Genomic DNA, 16,341 nt, shown 5'->3' on the forward strand with positions numbered 1-16,341 from the left:
CCCAAGAGCCCGACGTACTTACAGGTGCTCGCCACGATCCAGGACATTGACCCCGCGACCAAGGCAACGCGCTTCGATGAGCCCGTGGGAATCGCCTTTGCCAGCAACGAGAAAGCCTATGTCGCGCTATCGTCGGCCAATCAAATCGCCGTGGTGGATGTGAGAGCGCGCCAGCTCACCAAGCATCTGGCAATCACTGCCCAAGACCCACGCGCGATTGTCGTCAAAGGCGATAGGCTCTATGTGCTCCCCTTTGAGTCCGGCAACCAGACCCAGCTCTCCGGGGGAACCAAGCCCTTTGACAACAAGCTCGTGACCTTCGATGCCTACGCGCACTCGATCTTCAACAACAACGTGCTCTCCGTGGGCCATGTCGTGGATATTGTCAAGCACCCAAAAGTGCCAGACCGCGATCTCTATATCTTCGATACCAAGACGGACACGCTGCGGGAGACGGTGAGCACCCTTGGGACCCTGCTCTATGGCCTGACCGTAGACTCCAAGGGCCGCGTTTTTATCGCCCAGACCGATGCCCGCAACGACATGAATGGACGCTCAGGGACGAAAAAACATGGTCTGAAAGAGCTGGAGAACCGCCCGTTTTTGAATCGCATTACGTGCGTCGCACCCTCCGCTACTCCTACGTTTTTTGATTTGGAGCCCGCGCTCCCCAATCAGCCCACCCCGGACCAAGCGCTTGCCACGCCTTTCGCCCTCCAAGTCAGCGACGACGACTCCACGCTGGTCGCTTCCGCGGCGGGTTCGGACAAGCTCTTTACGGTGGATGCCAAGACCGGCGCGGTTCTGGGGCGAGCCGATGTAGGAGCGGTGCCGCAGGGGATCGCGCTGGAGCCGGGCAAGCTCTCGCGTGCCTGGGTGCTCAACGCCGCTGCCAACACGGTCTCGGTGGTGGAGGTGACCAACCCCGCCGCGCCCAAGACACTCACCACGATCCCGCTCGATGACCCGACCCACCCCGCCGTGAAGCGTGGCCGGATCGCCTTCACCACCGCAAAAGCCTCGTCCACGGGGACATTCTCCTGTGCAAGCTGCCACCCCGATGGCCACACGGACCAGCTTCTCTGGGTACTGGACACGCCGATTGTCACCGGCGGCAACCAGATCATGCCCCGCTCGACCATGCCCATTCGTGGCCTGCGCGACACCGCGCCCTTCCACTGGGATGGCATCCCCGGCGATCCGTATGGCGGCAACAACTCCGCCCATGTCTTTGCCAGTGTCGCGCCTAACAGCAATCCAAAAGACCCGCTGAGTGGCCCACGCCAGCTGATCGACAGTGGCCTCGCCTCGACCATGAAGCTCATGGGCGATAGTGCCAAGAACGACGAAGGCAAGCTCGGCCGGCTCACCAAGGCGGAGCGTGACGACATGGCGGTGTTTCTGCTGAGTGTGCCTTACCCCCCTGCCCCGCAGCGCACCTATACCAACACGCTCTCGAAAACGGCGCAGCGCGGCTTTGCGCTCTTTCATGTCGAGGGCGACAACGACCCCAGTAAGTCCAAACCAAACGTCTGTGGGGACTGTCATCGCATGCCATTTCTGGTAAGCACCAACACGCCAGGCACGGGCATGGACGCCCCCACCTGGCGCGGTGCCTACGACCGCTGGCTCATCCTGCCGCAAGGCCGCTTGAATCTCATCGGCTTCGACTTCTTCCGCACGATCGCCGAGCAGGGCACCCCCGAGCGCGAGGTCTGGCGCATGTCCTGGGGAGGTCGCCCACGCTTCGACCCCATCTGGAGCATGGTGCTCGAAGGCAGCACGGGCTTCTCGGGCGCGTTTGCCCGCCAGGTCACGCTCAGCCCAGCTACCGCCAAGCTCCCCGAGACCACCGCGCTCCTAGAGGCCCTAGAGCAGTCCGCACGAGAGTCTGCCACGGTGCTCCAAGGCGAGGGGCTGCTCCAAAAGAAACCCCTTGCGCTCCACTTCGATGGCAAGACCTACTCCGGTATCTCCCGCGCAGAGCTCATCAAGGCTGCCGCCGAGGGGCGCTTTATCGGAACGCTCACCGCGCAGCTCGGTCCCAACGTGGACTTCGACCACCCGCAGCCCGCACTCTGGACCTACGGCCCCCTCCAGAACCAGCGCGGTCACGAGGTCTTTCCGCTTCTCTATCCCGGCAGCCTTCCGATGAAGCTCAGTGGTCGGCACCTCATGAGCAACGCAAGTATCATCGTGGATGGTCGGCGTATTACAGGCACGGTAAAAATCGATGGGGAGACGGTCACGGTGGCGCTGGCTACGCTTCCCCCCGCAGGCATGCACTTTCTCCAGCTCCAGAACCCGGGTGGGCTCTTCAGCAATGACTTTATCTTCCATGTCGCCGACGATGCCAAGGCCGCAAAAGATCTTCTTTTTGAAGCCATGGTCTACGGTGATACGGAGCTTGCCAAGAACTTGCTCGCACACGGAGCAAGCCCCAATGTGACCAACGACGACGGTAATACGCCGCTCCATCTCGCCGCGTTCTTCTGCCGCACCGAGCTGGTAGACCTGCTCCTGAAAAATGGGGCTGAGCTTAACCGCAAGAACCCACGCGGTGAGACGGCGGCAGCGACTGTCTCAGGGGCGTGGAGCAAGGGGCTCGCCGACTTTTATGCCGGAGTGGGAGCATCAGCAGGTGTCACGCTCGATCCGAAGTATCTTGAACAAGAGCGCCCGAAAATTGTGACTAGGCTCCAAGGAAAGTAGATGCCAAAAATAACTGTCGATGGCCGCGAGCGTTCGTATGTGCTCGATGTGCCTAAGACCCCCCAAGGGCTGGTTTTAGTCTGCCATGGCTTTGGCGGTAGTGCGGAGGACATGCGAAGCTGGGCGGGCTTCTCCAAGATTCTGGATTCCCACAGATTTGTCGTTGCCTATCTCGATGGCCTCCCGGATGCGAAAGGCAAGCGCAACTTCCAAGTGGAGTACCAGTTCCAAGACCCGAAGATCAACGATGTAAAATTTGCGCAGCAGCTTATCGCGCACTTAGTGAAACAGTACACGCTCGACCCCAAGCGGGTATTCTCCACCGGAATGTCCAACGGGGCCGACTTCAGCTACTATCTCGCCCGCCAGAAAAACCCACTGATCCGTGCCATCGCGCCGATTGCCGGGTGCATGATGGTGGGCTGGGACAAGACTCTTACGGCCAAGAACCGCATCCCGATCCTGGAGGTTCATGGCACCAAAGATAACGTCACGCTCTGGGACGGCGACCTGCAAAACCGTGATGGCTGGGGGCCTTACTACGGCACGGAGGCAGTGGTCGCGCACTGGGTGAAGTCTTTGAGCCTGACCGAGCGTGAGGAAAAAACCAGTGGCAAGCTCACCCGCACGCGCTGGGGAACAAAGCGCGATGCGACCGAGTTCGTTCTCTACACCATCGACGGTGGCGGCCACGACTGGCCCACGCACCTCGACAACCCGAACCGTAGTCTCGCCGAGGAGATCCTTGGGTTCTTCGAGAAGCACAATACAGCAAATTGACAGAATGGAGTTTTAATGTGAACTTAGTTGCCCGTCACGTCGGGATGATTTCTACACTCATCGCAATCCTCTTGCCCTTCGTCCCGACTCGCGCCACAGGGCAATCTCGCCCAATGACAGAAGCCGAAAAGAAGGCTTTCGTCGAGAAATTGTTAATCCAGAAGGGCTTGCTTGATCCGCGTGGGTGGAACTTTCCCAAGACCGCTTTCGAGTACGCCAAGCTGGTCGAACCCGACTTGGGAGTTCCTCCGAAGATAGACCTTAGCCAGTCTGTCGAGATTCCTCTGTACGTCAAAGGGGTTCGCTCCTACGGTAACCTCCACCAAAACTGCGACAATCCCAGTATGCTGGGCAAGGACACGGTCTCTGGCTCCACCCTCCAACAGTACGAGGGGCGTACCGCCACGGGCATGCCTCTCCCCGATGTCGTCTGGATCAGCTTCAGCCGTAACTCAACTCGCGACCCGGAGACGGTTCTTGGATCAGTTCAGATGATTGGCTACAACAAAAAGACGGGGGCGACGGCGTTTTTTGAGAGCTGCGATCAGATCCAGCCGTGGGTTACGCTTGATCAGAAGACGCTTCGCATGCGCGGTGTCATGCCTTGGATTGACGATCCGGACGGCTTCAATAGAGCGTACCGTGTCCCCGAGCCGACACGCCCTCAGTGCGTCCAGTGCCATCAAGCCGACCCCTTTATCACGAATTCCTTCATCAATGCGGCCAAGATACCAGGCACCACAAAAAACGTCGTGCCTATCCTCAACCAGAAATCTCCCTACTATGTGATCGGTGGCCAAAACTGGGACATGCGCACGATTCACATCAAGGACAATAAGTGTCTCACTTGCCATCGCGTTGGCATGAGTACGATGGCCATGTTTATGGAAAATGGCTGGAAACCCAACAGCCACATGCCCCCTCAGAACCCTGGTAGTATGGCCAAAGACCTTGATCAGCTCTTGGAGGCTTGGAACAAGGGACCGGCGAGCGTGCCGGGAGCAAGCTGGATCATTCCTCCTGCACAAGGCAAGCCAAGCCAAACAGTAGGAGAAGACTATCCCAACAAGGCACTCTTCAACCGCCCGAAACCAAGTGGCAAGTAGCTCGTGAAAGACACCCCTCGATTTAAACCGACGGTTCTCATCCTCGGGAGCTCGATCTTTGAACAGTGGAGCTGTGTCCAAGCTGCCGTGCCGGGCTGCCGCGTGGCCAATCGCGCTATTGGTGGGACAGTCACCGCGTTCTGGGCAGAGCACCTTGCCACTGTGCTCACCGAGGAATCCCCCGACTTTGTGCTGTACTACTGCGGGAGCAACGACCTCAACGCGGAAGTGAGCGACGAGGCGATTGTCGCCAATGTGCTTGCCTGCCGCACGACACTCCAAGCGCTCGCGCCTGCCGCCAAGCTTGCCTACTTTGGGATCATCAAAGCGCCCCAGAAGCTCGGCAAGTGGGAGCAGATCGATCAAATCAATGCGCAGATTGCGCAGGGCTTGCTCCCCTGCGATCTCTACGTCGAGAGTAACACAGTCTTCTTTCCCGGCAGTGCGCCTGCTGGGCACTACTTTATCGACGATGGCCTGCACCTCACCGACGATGCCTACGCGGCGCTTTCAGAGTATGCCCAGCCCTTGCTGGCAGAATGGATTTTCTAGATGCCTCTTCAAAACACACCCCACTGGCCACAGTTTCGTGGCCCCAACGCCGCAGGAATCAGCGCGAGCAGCAAGCTTCCCACCCGCTGGTCGGCGACCGAGAATATCGCTTGGCGCACCGCACTCACCGGAAAGAGCTGGTCGTCGCCGATTGTCTGGGGCGATAAGATATTTGTGACTGCCGTCGTCCGGCCCGGCGAGGGCGAGAAGCCGAAAAAAGGTCTCTACTTTGGCGGCGAGCGGCTGGAGCTGCCCAAAGATGAGCACTCGTTTAATGTGCTCTGTTTGAGTCTCACGACGGGCAAGATGCTCTGGCAGAAGACGGTGTTTCATGGCCCGCCGACCACGACCGTGCACCTTAAGAACAGCTACGGTGCTGAGACGCCGGTCACCGACGGTGAGCGGGTCTATGCGCTCTTTGGGGGGCTGGGACTGTTTACTCTCGATACCAAGTCTGGGAAAGAGCTGTGGTCGAAGAAGCTAGAGCCACGAAAGACGCGCTTTGGCTGGGGCTACGCGGCATCGCCGGTTCTGCACCAGGGAAAGCTCTTTCTGCTCAACGACAACGATGAAAAGGCGGAGCTGCTGGCCTTCGACGCGAAGACCGGCAAGCCCCTCTGGCACGTGGAGCGCGACGAGAAAAGCAACTGGGCGACGCCATTTGCCTGGCAGAGCGGAGGGCGCACTGAGCTGGTAGTCCCCGGCACCCGCGCCGTGCGGAGCTACGATCCCCAAGATGGCAAGCTGCTCTGGTCTCTTAAAGGGATGTCCAGTATCACCATTCCCACCCCAACCACCGGCGAGGGCCTGCTCTTTGTCAGCTCGGGCTATGTTGGCGATCAGCTACGCCCACTCTACGCCATCCGCCCCGGAGCCAGCGGCGATATTACGGGAAGTGCGACGGCAATCGCGTGGTCGAACCCAACCGCCGGGCCGTACAACCCCTCGCCGCTGTTTTATGAGGGCCGGATCTACGTGCTCTATGATCGGGGACTCTTCAGTGCTTTTGAGGCTAAAACGGGCAAGCAGCTCTATGACCGGGAGCGCCTGCCCATTGGCTCCGGGTTTACCGCGTCGCCGTGGGCCGCCAATGGCAAGATCTATTGCCTAAGTGAGGATGGGATCTGCTATGTTCTTAAAGCGGGTGACAAGTTCGAGCTCCTCCAGGCCAACCGCCTCACCGACGATGACATGTGCATGGCCACGCCTGCCCTGGCCGGGGAGCGCCTGCTGATCCGCACGGCTAACACGCTCTACTGCGTAAAAAACAATTAAAATGAACCGTCGACACGACCTTGATGCCCTCCGGGCCTTTGCCATGCTTCTTGGGCTCGCACTCCACGCCGCGATGTCGTTTGTGCCCGGGGCGCCGTGGGCCGTCCAAGATGTCCAGCAAAGCGACGGCTTCGGGATCTTTGTCGCTGCCGTGCACGGCTTCCGGATGCAGCTCTTCTTTTTAGTAAGTGGCTTCTTCACGGCCATGCTCTGGCGGGGGCGTGGCCTGCGTGCCATGGTGACGCAGCGCCTGAAGCGTGTTCTCTTGCCCTGCCTTTTAGGCCTCGTGACGATCCTCCCCTTGGGGCACTGGGTCTCGGAGAAGGCAACCCGGCCCGTAAAGCGCCCCGCACTCACGCGTACTTTTTCGGAGGGAGCCGATCCCAACGGCCGCGACTCTGAGTTTGGAGTCACTCTGCTGGGCTGGGCCGCGATGCAGGGTGATCTGGCGATGGCGCAGCGCCTCCTCGAAAAAGGGGCCGATGTCAATGCCAAAAACGGCGATGGCTCCACCCCACTCCATGGGGCCGCGTTTCTGGGCAACGATACGCTCGTGGCGCTCTTGCTGAGCAAGGGAGCCAACCCTCAGGGGAAGAATAGCGCGGGCCAGCCTCCTGCCGAGTCTATGCAGGCCGATGCCAGAACCACGCAGTCCCTCATCGGGCTCCTGCGCCTCCCTCCCCGTCCGCAGAGCGCCATTGACGAAGGCCGAGAGCGCTGCCAAGCACTACTGCCCGCCCTTCCCAGTACTCAGCTCAGCGTGCGTGCGGCCTACGGCGCGTTTATCACCGCAAGCGGGTTCACCACCCCCGTCTTCGACCACCTCTGGTTTTTGTGGTTTCTCTGCTGGCTACTTCCCTGCTTTGCGCTCTGGGCACGCCTCAAGGGAGGAGCATCGTGGCGGCCTCTCTGGCTCCTGCCACTGCCTCTTATCCCACAGTTCTTTATGGGAACAGCAGGCTCAAGCTTTGGCCCCGATACCAGTGTGGGGTGGCTCCCGCCGCCGCACCTCTTGCTCTACTACGGCATCTTCTTTTTCTTTGGAGTGCTGTACTTTGAGCAAGGGGCCACGAGTGGAAAGAGCTGGCGCTGGCAGCTCCCGGTCGCATTGTTGGTCGTTCTCCCTCTGGGACTCATTACCATGGGAGCGGCTCCCGCCTTCTCCGGAGCGATTCAGGTGCTCTACACATGGCTCATGATCTTTGGGCTGCTGGGGCTCTTTGGACACCTCATCACTCGTGAGAACAAGACCCTGCGCTACCTCTCCGATGCTTCTTACTGGCTCTATCTTAGCCACATCCCGCTGGTGATCGCGCTCCAGGGTGTGGTCCGAAGCTGGCCTCTGCTCCCTGGCCTCAAATTTCTCGTCGTCTTTACTCTGGCTACAGGAGCCCTCTTGGCAATCTACCAGACTCTTGTTCGCGACACCGTGCTGGGGACGCTCCTCAATGGCCGACGTCAAAAAAACACAACATGAATTTTAAGTTACTACTCGCAGCGATTTTGTTGCTCCTTCCCATACAGGCGTTGGCAAGACAGCGCCAGAGCTTCACGCTTCCCACCACAAAAACACCGCCCAAGATAGATGGTGATCTCTCCGATGCGTGCTGGAAAGATGCGCTCAAGGCTGGGGAGTTTGCGCGCTTTGGGAGCGGCACGCCCGTAAGCCAGAAAACCGAGGCATGGGCGACCACCGATGGCAAGACGCTCTATGTGGCGTTTTATTGCCACGACACCCAGCCCGAGCAGATTCGTGCCAGCGAGACCCAGCGCGGCAGTGGGGCGGTCTACGGCGACGACCACATCACCGTGCTGATAGACAGCCAGCATCTCCATCGCGGACTCTCGGCGTTCTCGATCAACCCGATTGGGACGCTCTACCACACTCTCGAAGGGGGAACGGCGGACAACATCACCTGGGCGGGCGACTGGAAGGGCGTGAGCAAGCGGGTCGCGGATGGCTGGGTCTGCGAGCTGGCGATTCCCTTTGGCCTGATGCGCCACCCGGCCAAGTCAAAAGTGTTTGGGATGCAGCTGATCCGGGCCATGACCCGTGAGAGCAACTTTGTGATCTGGCCCGCCGTTCCACCTGAAGGACAGGTCCTCTCCCTACTTGCGCAGAACGCCCCGGATATTCAGCTCGCACAGCCCATGCCTGATGTCGCCCCTAAGCCCGTCTTTCTGCCCTACACATTTGCCACCGCCAAGCCCAACGGCCAGAGTGGGCGCGTCGGGATGGACATCAAGTATCCGTTCTCCACAACCCTCACAGGCCTGATGGCGATCAACCCGGACTTCCAGACCATTGAGCAAAACGTCGCCAGTGTTAACTTTTCCTACAACGAACAGTTTGTCGCAGACCGTCGCCCGTTCTTTGCCGAGGGAAGTGAGTTTCTTCCCGCGCCTGAGCTCTTCTACTCCCAGCGCATCCAGCAGTTCGACACCGGCATGAAAGTCGTCGGGCGCGACGGAGCCACGTCCGTGGGCCTCGTGGCCTCGCAGGCACGCTCGACCAAGTACGACCGGGATAACATGGCGGTTGCTGTGAAGCAAGCCCTCGGACTCTATAGCGAGGTCGGTGTTTCAGCCACGGCGGATAATATCTACGGGATTGTCGCCAACCGGGTCGCGGAGGCGCATGGGACGTACGGCTGGATGGCCAAAGACCGTCGCAATACTGCCTATCTGCGCCGCACCCAGACCTGGCTCGGGGCGCAGCCTAAGGGTAATGACAGTGTTCTTTACCTCAACAGCAGCTCTTCCAACGGCAAGCCCAGCTACACGCTGATTCAGTCTCAGCTCTCGTCGGACTTTATCAGCACGATGGGACTTGTCCAGAACCTAGATCGCAAGGGCTGGTCGGCAAGCTCCAGCTTGCGCAACCAGTTCGATAAGGGCCCGCTCTTCTCCTACGATTTTAAGCTGGATTATAGCCAAGCCGATCGCCTCACCAGCGGCGCGTTTTTCTATGAGAATGTCGGAGGCACGGCGAGTGTCCAGACTCGCAAGGGCAACAGCCTCTCGCTGGATTCCAGCCAGGGCCGCCGCGAGGACAGCGCCACCAAGCGCTTTGAAGACTTCTCCAATGGAGTTGGGTTTGGCTGGAACCAGCGCACGCTCTTCCAAGGCGGCGGCCTGCGTGTGGGACGTGGTCGGCAGGGTGGGCTTCCCACAACGGATCTCAGCTTTGGTCAAGGCTTTCTCGTCAGCAAGCCCCTCTCGGTGAGCACGAGCTACAACCAGCAAAAGCGCGGCACGACCACCACGCGCCAGGCAATCGCCACGGGCACGTTTCGCATCGACACGCTTCGGACACTCTCCGCACGAGTTCTCTCACAAAATGGCAGCGGCAACGCCGCCAATGTCGGGGCACGCAACGGGACGAATTTTTATCTCGCCTACACCCAGCGCTCCCGCGCCAACGGCGCGGATATCTTCGTGATTCTCGGCGATCCCAACGCTAACAACACCAGGACCCAAACAACGGTGAAGTTAGTGCGGCCCTACTGATCGTTTAGGTACACTAAACCCATGAGTACGTCCTCGACAAACACAGAAAACACGGCAGGCCCGTGGCCGCGCTGCCCGGAGGCAGCCGCTTATTTTCAGGAGCTTTTTGCCGACTTCGCCACCCAGAACCCGCTCATCGCGCAGCTCGTCCAGCGCTTTGCCGATGAGGCAGGCGTGGATATTCTTGCGCTCGTAGACCACTGGATCTTGCCCCCTACTAACGGCTTGACGGAAAAATGGGAGGCGCTCGGGCTGGTCAAGACCACGCTCCCCGAGGGCGATGAGGTCTGGGAGCATCCGGGCGCACGGCTCCCGCGGCTCCGTATCAAAGCCAAGCGCACGACGCCGTGTTTAGCGCTAGGCGTCGAAAATATCTCCGCATTTGCGGCGAAGAACGACCTCAACATCGAAGCCTGCCACGGCGACGACGACTCGGGCTACCAGTGCGCCCATCTCACGCTGCCCCACGGCGAGCTCATGCCTATCGTGCGCATCGGCTACCGTGGCTTTGCACCCCAAGCCCGCCCTGAGGGACTCGAAGCCGCACGGACGGATTTTGCCCATCGCCCACGCACCGATGACGAAGCAGTGAGCATTGCCGCCGCGCAGGAGCTTTTCGAGAAGCATGCCAAGATGCTGGGACGGGGCCGCGCTACGGAGGAGTTCTTCGCCGCGGAGCGTGCCTACTACCTCGCTCGCAACGCTGCCGCACGCTGGCAGTACGCCCGGCAAGAGGCGATTGGAATCGGCTGGGCCAACCACGACCACCACACGTATCGGTGCTCCCGCGCGGCGTTTCCGGCGCTAATCCGGCTCTTTGTGGCGATGGGCTTTGTCTGCCGCGAGCGCTTCTACGCCGGGGCTGAGGCGGGCTGGGGGGCGCAGGTTCTAGAGCACCCTGAGAGCCGCGTGGTGATCTTCGCCGATGTGGACATCGCCCCCGAGGAGCTAGACCTAGACTTCGCCTCGGTGGAGCTGGCTCCCCGAGCGACTCTGGGAACCATCGGCCTGTGGTGCGCCCTACACAGCTCGTCTATCGCCAGCGCGGGGATGCACCATATCGAGTGCGAGTTCCTCTGCCAGCGCGTCAAAGACGATGCCAACGCCGCCGGTTTTCCCGTGATGGCTCCCTTCACCGACCTCCCAATGCTCTGGCAAGCCTTCACGGTCGGCGAGCCTTGGCAGGTGTCACAAGAGCGCCTCACGCCACTCGTGGCCGCCGGGCAGCTCACGAGCGAGCAAGCCGAAAAATTCGCGACCGTCGGGGCACTGGGCAGCCATCTCGAAATCCTTCAGCGCTGGGAGGGCTTCAAGGGCTTCAATAAAACCGCCGTCAGCAGCATCATCCGCGACACGGACGCGCGACTGGCCCCCTAACCCCCGCACGATCTTGATCGGAAAGAAAAACTATCCGCCGACGCGCTTGACTTTGTAGCCCTGCGTGGTGAGCTCGGTGATGACTTTATCGCGGTGGTCGCCTTGGATCTCGATCACACCGTCTTTGAGCGTGCCGCCGGTGCCGCAGCGTTTTTTCAGGAGGGTACAAAACGCCATCAGTGCCGTGTCGTCGAGGGGGAGGCCCGTAATAGTGGTCACGCCTGCGCCTTTGCGGCCCTTGGTCTCGCGGCCCACCCGCACAAAGCCATCACCGACCGTGCGCGTTGGGGCGTTTTTACACTGGCAGGGCGACTCGCTGCACCCCGGGCACAGACGACCTTTTTCGGTGGAGTAGACAAGTCCCACAGGGAAACTATACCACAGCTTAGGCCGCGTCTTTTTCCTGGTGCATTCCCAGGAGTTTTCGCGCCGTATCGTCTCTTAGGTAAGCGGGAAGCTCGGCAGCACTGCCCTCATTAACACTCTCTTCCGAGCGCAAGTAGGCCTGGAACTCATCAAAGAAAGCAATAATTCCTGTCAGGTTATCCACGCGTTCTCGGCCTGCTTCATCGAGAGCGTTGTAGTTGGCATTGGTCTCGTCCACTAAGATGCGGAGGCGGTTTAGCTGCTCATGGAGCCGATCCATCTCCTCGGCGACATTACGGCGGAAGCTCTTCAGCTCCTCGCGGCTGCGGTTGAGGTGCAAGTTGAGAGAGACCATCTTCTGCGCGGCATCACTGACGACTAAGTGCCCCGCATGAGAGAGATCATCGGTGGCGACCGAGATGGCTTCCTGCATCGCCTGGAACCGTCGGCGTGACGTTACCCCAGAAGGTAGCTCTACCAGCACGTCAATGGCCTGCTCTGCCGTGAACGGAACCTGAGCCAAGATTGCCTCGCGATAGACCACGTCATCATTGAGGGAACCATCGGTTCGCAGTGCCGCGTTCAAGTCGGGCGGCGTGAGAGGGTCTATCTCCACTGTCGGCTCAGGCACGCTCTCAGGCTTTGGGGCGAGCACGGGCTCCGGAACAAGCACGGGCTCCGGAACAAGCACGGGTGCTGGAGCGGCCTGCGCCTCAGCATCATCCATGCGGACTTCGATAAAACTGGAGGTGATTGCCTGACGTAGTTTCGCGCCGATTCCCATAGTCGCTTCCTAAAACTTTCTGAGCCCTGCGCCACCGCCCCGTGCCTCACCCGCAACGGGCAGGCCCTTGGGAGCGAACTTGGGACGGTACTCCACACAGCGATACGACAGCGAGGTCTCACGCGGCGTCTCTGCCTCGTCCGCCGTCACCTCTTTGGTAAAGATCGAGCAGCGGCCATTGGCAGCATCGTAGTTCCCACAGTCCACGCAGCGACGGAGCACGGTCCAGCAGATAGAGCAGCGCACAGCCCCTACCAGCTCGATGCGGCCACAGAGCGGGCAGTGGATATAGACCTCGCGGAAGCCGTAGTCTTTCTTCTCCAGCGACTGACGCACTTTTCCCGTGAACGACTCGATAGACTTGGTCATCTGGGTGAGCGAGGCCAGGAGATGATTCATCTCCTCCACCGAGATAAACTCAACAATGCGGCTATCGAGCGTATCGGTGAGCTCGTTGAGCTTGCGGTCAATGCCTTTTAGGTGGTCTTTGGCGGTCTGGCTCTTGTAGGGCTTGGCTTTCTCTTCCCCCGCCTTAAACGAGCGGATCATCTGGTCGGCGACGGAGCCGGTGACTCTCAGGAAAATCTCTTTTTTGGTCGGGTACTGCTGGATCGCACGGATGATCTGGTCCAGCGCCCCCACTCCCATCTTCTCCGCCTTGATCTTCTCCACGAGGCGAATCTGGGTCTGTGGATCTTTGTTGATGGCGAGCAGAGCGCGGGCGTGTCCTTCTCCGAAGACAGCAATCGCTCCGGGGCGGGTAATCAGCTCGGCTTGAATCACTTCGGGAAGCTCTAGCAGATCGAGCGAGCGGCGCAGGGTCGTGTCCGACACCCCGAGGATTCGTGCAGCCTTCTCGTAGGACATGAACTTGAGCAGGCTCTGGATGGCGCGGGCCTTCTCAATCGCGTTGAGATCCTCGCGCTGGAAGTTCTCCAGAAGCGCATCGGCGGCAGCGTCTTCGTCGCTCATCTCACGGATGACCGCCGGGATGGTCTCCCTCTGGGCAAGCCGACTCGCACGGTAGCGCCGCTCCCCCATGACGATCTCATAGAAGCCTGGGTATTTTTTATGTGGGCGAACCACGATAGGTTCAAGAACACCTCGCTCTTTGATCGAGGCGGCCAGCTCTTCCAGGGACTCCTGGAAAAATGTCTTACGAGGCTGATCCTCCGCAGCACGTATTTTATCTAGTGGTAAAAACTCAAACGACATCGAAGCAAGGCTCCCAAGGGCTTTTGACCCTCTATGGTCTATATGGTCGGGAACCTGGCAAAAATCCTTAGGCTGATGGCCCGCCTTTTTTGCTAGTGCCGCCGCGTAACCCCAAGAGAGATCATGACATCGGGCGTGTAGCTTGTCGTGCGAAACGGCTTGATATTTTCCGAGAACGAGGCATGCCAGAGAGTGCCTGGCGCAGCTTCGTGCCAGGCTCCAAAGCTCATCTGCGTGCGCCGACCGCTGCCCCCGCGCAGGTCACGGAGAAAGGGGAAGGCGGTGTCTTCTAGCTGGGCCACGAGGGTCGTGCGATTCGTGGTGCGAAACTCGGCGGCAAAGACGCTCCCGGTCAGCCAGCGCGAGCCGCCTGTCAGCTCTCCCACCCGCGTGGTTCCTTGACGCACCCAATTCAGGTTCCCGTGCAGGCTCCAGCGCGGCGCAAGCTGCGTCTGCCCCAGCAGCCCGAGCCCTAGATCCACTGCCCCATTGTCGAGAAATTGCGCACGCCCCTGCACCGGAAGCTTTACGACCGCACGCGCCGCCAGACCGGGCCGTAGTGCCCGCCGTGCGGTTAGCGTGAGGGCACTCAGCGCTGCCGCACTCCCGTTGCGCTCTAAAAGAGGCGCGGGGTTTTTGACGGCAAGGCGTGCCTGTCCACCAGGGAGCGTACTAAAAAGCGGGTCGGAGAACGGGACGATATTGTCATGCCAGAACTTAATAAGCGGGTCGAGAAAGCCACCTGAGCGCTGCATCAAGCTCGCCTGCCAGCCCCAGTCGCCCCAAGACGCGCCGTAGCTCTCTCCCAGTCGCAGGTTCTGCACCTCGGAGTCGTCGTAGATAAAGCGGCTCAGGGTTCCGTGGTAGATCGTGTTGTTGCCAATGTCCAGCCGCAGCCGCTGCTCCCGCTGCCCCACCAAAAGCACCCGCGCCTGCTCAGGCTCCAGAAGAGTTGCCACGCCACTTAGGCTTGTTTGATACTTCACGGGAAGGGGGCCGTAGAATGCAGGAGGCTCGGACAAAAGGGGCAACATTGCTAAAAGTGTACCTGGCTTGTGACCCGATACAATAGTGTCGTGAAAGTCATCATTGTGGGGGCGGGACTGGCGGGGCTGACGTGTGCGCGACAGCTCCAGAAATCCGGCGCAGAGGTCGTGGTCTACGAAAAATCCGATGGGATCGGCGGGCGGGTGCGCTCCGATCTGGTCGAGGGCTTCACGCTTGACCGAGGCTTTCAGGTCTTTTTCACCGCCTACCCCGCCGCCAAGCGCCAGCTCGACTACGCGGCGCTTGATCTGCGGGCCTTTGAGCCAGGAGCGCTGATTGCCCAGGGGGATCGCCGCCACTTGCTTTCTGACCCAAGCCGCGACCCGGATGCGCTGATTCCCTCGCTCTTGACCGGGATCGTGACGACCCAAGACAAGTACCGCACCTGGCGGCTCTCGGGAGAAGTGGGAGCCAAGCCTATCAGCGCACTCTTAGACGGCCCCGATGAGACCACGGAGCGTTTCTTAAAGCGCCGGGGCTTCTCGCCGCTCTTTATGGAGAACTTTATCCGCCCGTTCTTTGGTGGGATTTTTCTCGATCGTAGCCTGCAAACCTCCGCGCGGGTCTTTCAGTTCTGCTGGAAGATGCTCTCCGAGGGTGAGACCACTCTTCCAGCTCGTGGCATGGGCGCCATCGCCGCACAGCTCGCCGAAGGGCTGGATATCCGCCTGGAGTCCCCCGTTGAGAACCTCGCGTCTCTCGATGCCGATGCGGTTATTGTCGCCACTGCAGCCCCCGAGGCCGCTCGGCTCACGGGAGTGAAGACGCCCGAGGGCAGCGTGAGCACGACGACGCTCTACTTCGTGGGGAAAGTGCCACTCTGGGCGGGTAGGAAGATTCTCCTCAACGCCAACTGCGACCCCGTTGTCAATCAGGCCGCACTGCTCACCAACACCGCCCCCGAGTACGCCCCCCGCGGCGAGCACCTGCTCTCCGCGTCGGTGATTGGTATCCCCGACCAAGACGATGACGCTCTCTTTGCCGCCGCCCTCACCGACCTGCGGCGCATGTTCACCGGCGACATCACCGCACAGTCCGCCCTCGCCACCTACCGCCCACTCCGCGCCTACCGGATTCCCTACGCGCAGTTTGCGCAACCCAAGAACTTCTGGCAGCAGCTTCCGACAAACCAGACCACGCTCCCCAAAACCTACTTTGCGGGTGAGTTCACCGCCGCAAGTAGTATCAACGGGGCGATGCGCTCGGGTGAGAAAGCGGCAGAAGAAATTCTGGCAGGAGCTAGACCCGGCCACGGTGAATCCTAGAGGCTATGGAAGCCCGCGCCCTTAAGATTCACCCCGACGACGACGTGGCCGTATTGCTCTCTCCGGCAATTGCCGCAGGAACACGCATTCGTATCGGCACCACGGATTACTTTACCGACCAGGCCATTCCCTCCGGCCATAAGATCGCGTTACACCCCTTGGCGGCGGGCACGGTGGTCAAGAAATATGGCCAGCCCTTTGCCATGACCACGCAAGCCGTCGCGGCAGGACACTGGCTCCACACCCACAACGCCAAGACCATGCTCGGGGCCAACGAGGCATATGAGTACATCCCCTACTCTCCCTCCCCCCAACCCTCCTCCCAGGGTTGGGAGGAGTGTCGGGGAGGAGG

The 16,341-nt window shown here is 60.3% G+C and carries 14 protein-coding genes; 10 read left to right on the forward strand and 4 right to left on the reverse strand.

Annotated elements, in window-relative coordinates; genetic code table 11:
* From AC1XOS_RS09785 to AC1XOS_RS09820, 8 genes are all read left to right on the forward strand, one after another.
* Window positions 1-2,712, forward strand: a 2,712-nt coding sequence (locus AC1XOS_RS09785) for an ankyrin repeat domain-containing protein (RefSeq protein WP_481962035.1), incomplete at its 5' end; no start/stop codon positions are given.
* Entirely contained in the window at window positions 2,713-3,492 is a 780-nt protein-coding gene (locus AC1XOS_RS09790) for a CE1 family esterase (RefSeq protein ID WP_481962036.1), read from the forward strand.
* Between the two features lie 113 nt (window positions 3,493-3,605).
* Window positions 3,606-4,598, forward strand: coding sequence for a hypothetical protein (locus tag AC1XOS_RS09795; protein ID WP_481962037.1), 993 nt, complete (start codon window positions 3,606-3,608; stop codon window positions 4,596-4,598).
* A gap of 3 nt (window positions 4,599-4,601) precedes the next feature.
* Window positions 4,602-5,150 carry an SGNH/GDSL hydrolase family protein gene (locus AC1XOS_RS09800; RefSeq protein WP_481962038.1) on the forward strand — a complete coding sequence of 183 codons (549 nt, stop codon included), beginning with the start codon at window positions 4,602-4,604 and terminating at the stop codon, window positions 5,148-5,150.
* Window positions 5,151-6,425, forward strand: a complete 1,275-nt coding sequence (locus tag AC1XOS_RS09805; RefSeq protein ID WP_481962039.1) for an outer membrane protein assembly factor BamB family protein — start codon at window positions 5,151-5,153, stop codon at window positions 6,423-6,425.
* A gap of 1 nt (window position 6,426) precedes the next feature.
* Complete coding sequence (locus tag AC1XOS_RS09810) at window positions 6,427-7,902, forward strand: acyltransferase family protein (RefSeq protein WP_481962040.1); 1,476 nt, start codon at window positions 6,427-6,429, stop codon at window positions 7,900-7,902.
* On the forward strand, window positions 7,899-9,935 hold the full coding sequence (locus AC1XOS_RS09815) for a DUF5916 domain-containing protein (protein ID WP_481962041.1): 2,037 nt from the start codon (window positions 7,899-7,901) through the stop codon (window positions 9,933-9,935). Before AC1XOS_RS09810 ends, AC1XOS_RS09815 begins: the two co-directional genes overlap by 4 nt.
* Before the next feature lie 21 nt (window positions 9,936-9,956).
* Complete coding sequence (locus tag AC1XOS_RS09820; protein WP_481962042.1) at window positions 9,957-11,312, forward strand: hypothetical protein; 1,356 nt, start codon at window positions 9,957-9,959, stop codon at window positions 11,310-11,312.
* A 30-nt stretch (window positions 11,313-11,342) separates the two neighbouring features.
* Here the strand turns inward: AC1XOS_RS09820 and AC1XOS_RS09825 are convergent, their stop codons facing one another.
* From AC1XOS_RS09825 to AC1XOS_RS09840, 4 genes are all read right to left on the reverse strand, one after another.
* Window positions 11,343-11,678 (reverse strand): translation initiation factor Sui1, encoded by a 336-nt coding sequence (locus AC1XOS_RS09825; protein WP_481962043.1) that lies wholly within the window; start codon window positions 11,676-11,678, stop codon window positions 11,343-11,345.
* Between the two features lie 19 nt (window positions 11,679-11,697).
* On the reverse strand, window positions 11,698-12,462 hold the full coding sequence (locus tag AC1XOS_RS09830) for a hypothetical protein (RefSeq protein ID WP_481962044.1): 765 nt from the start codon (window positions 12,460-12,462) through the stop codon (window positions 11,698-11,700).
* Window positions 12,463-12,471: 9 nt separating this feature from the next.
* The gene (locus AC1XOS_RS09835; protein ID WP_481962045.1) at window positions 12,472-13,677 is read right to left on the reverse strand and encodes a ParB/RepB/Spo0J family partition protein; all 1,206 of its coding nucleotides are present in this window, start codon (window positions 13,675-13,677) and stop codon (window positions 12,472-12,474) included.
* Window positions 13,678-13,769: 92 nt separating this feature from the next.
* A complete protein-coding gene (locus AC1XOS_RS09840; protein ID WP_481962046.1) occupies window positions 13,770-14,711 on the reverse strand; it encodes a DUF3187 family protein in 942 nt (313 codons plus the stop codon).
* Between the two features lie 42 nt (window positions 14,712-14,753).
* Here AC1XOS_RS09840 and AC1XOS_RS09845 point away from each other — a divergent pair, with 42 nt between their 5' ends.
* Both AC1XOS_RS09845 and AC1XOS_RS09850 read left to right on the forward strand, forming a co-directional pair.
* Window positions 14,754-15,989, forward strand: a complete 1,236-nt coding sequence (locus AC1XOS_RS09845; protein WP_481962047.1) for an NAD(P)/FAD-dependent oxidoreductase — start codon at window positions 14,754-14,756, stop codon at window positions 15,987-15,989.
* Between the two features lie 5 nt (window positions 15,990-15,994).
* A partial coding sequence (locus AC1XOS_RS09850) for a UxaA family hydrolase (protein WP_481962048.1) occupies window positions 15,995-16,341 on the forward strand: 347 nt, incomplete at its 3' end.

The sequence above is a fragment of the Armatimonas sp. genome, from assembly GCF_964826245.1.

What these genes read in the sequence shown, in the direction of transcription:
- AC1XOS_RS09815 (WP_481962041.1), top strand. Translation starts at nt 7,899, where the DNA reads ATGAATTTTAAGTTACTACTCGCAGCGATTTTGTTGCTCCTTCCCATA.
- AC1XOS_RS09795 (WP_481962037.1), top strand. Translation starts at nt 3,606, where the DNA reads ATGACAGAAGCCGAAAAGAAGGCTTTCGTCGAGAAATTGTTAATCCAG.
- AC1XOS_RS09820 (WP_481962042.1), top strand. Translation starts at nt 9,957, where the DNA reads ATGAGTACGTCCTCGACAAACACAGAAAACACGGCAGGCCCGTGGCCG.
- AC1XOS_RS09840 (WP_481962046.1), bottom strand. Translation starts at nt 14,711, where the DNA reads ATGTTGCCCCTTTTGTCCGAGCCTCCTGCATTCTACGGCCCCCTTCCC.
- AC1XOS_RS09790 (WP_481962036.1), top strand. Translation starts at nt 2,713, where the DNA reads ATGCCAAAAATAACTGTCGATGGCCGCGAGCGTTCGTATGTGCTCGAT.
- AC1XOS_RS09805 (WP_481962039.1), top strand. Translation starts at nt 5,151, where the DNA reads ATGCCTCTTCAAAACACACCCCACTGGCCACAGTTTCGTGGCCCCAAC.
- AC1XOS_RS09835 (WP_481962045.1), bottom strand. Translation starts at nt 13,677, where the DNA reads ATGTCGTTTGAGTTTTTACCACTAGATAAAATACGTGCTGCGGAGGAT.
- AC1XOS_RS09810 (WP_481962040.1), top strand. Translation starts at nt 6,427, where the DNA reads ATGAACCGTCGACACGACCTTGATGCCCTCCGGGCCTTTGCCATGCTT.
- AC1XOS_RS09830 (WP_481962044.1), bottom strand. Translation starts at nt 12,462, where the DNA reads ATGGGAATCGGCGCGAAACTACGTCAGGCAATCACCTCCAGTTTTATC.